The 734-nt window shown below is 50.5% G+C and carries 1 protein-coding gene; it reads right to left on the reverse strand.

Annotated features, from left to right (window positions below; translation table 11 throughout):
- Positions 1–77: 77 nt before the first annotated feature.
- A partial coding sequence (locus tag R7P74_RS26275; RefSeq protein WP_318123575.1) for a hypothetical protein occupies positions 78–734 on the reverse strand: 657 nt, incomplete at its 5' end.

Consider the following 734-nt stretch of genomic DNA (forward strand, 5'->3'; position numbering starts at 1 on the left):
CTACTTTGTTATCAAAAAACATAATTCCGCCCCCAAAGAGGTGTTGCTATAAAACATGGTTTGAACATCTGGCGCTGTTATTGCGCCCACCGATACTCTGGGCGACGCACTCTGTTGTGGCCGCTTTTCCCTTTGCTATTGGTGATGTCATCTTCATTCTTCGCAGCCCCCAGCTTACTCAGTATTTCAGCTTTTGTGGCGCGATGACCGCGTATTAAAAGAGCATTCAGCAGGTATCCAGTGAACACCTCTGTACTCGGCATACGGTCAAGCAACTCAACATACTGCTCATCCGTCAAATCATGGATCTCACAATATTTTTCCACCGCCTTTTCGTAGGCTTCTGCGTAGCCATGAGTGGAAATCCTGAAAACAATATCCCCATTGCCGTAGCCTGGCTTTGTGACGAGAAAACAAGGTGCGAAGTAGGTTCTCTTCACCCCCATCCGGCTCCGGTTCTCGATACTGATATAAGCCCTCAGCCCCTCAGCAATGATATTTGGCCCGGAGTTGCGTCGCCGCTTACAAGTCTTATTCTGACGCTTCACCTCTTCTGCCTCAGCTTCCCACTTTCGGTCCAAGCTGTAGGCCAGCCGGTGAGCTGTTGCGTAGGAATACTCTCTCAAGGAGAAGTATTCCTGCCGGTAATCATCCGCCACCCCAACTGTTCGTGCGACACGGAACCCGACGAAACCGGCGTCATGGGTTCCCTCGCCGTAGTAAATGACTGCCAT

Source organism: Vibrio sp. 2033 (assembly GCF_033339735.1).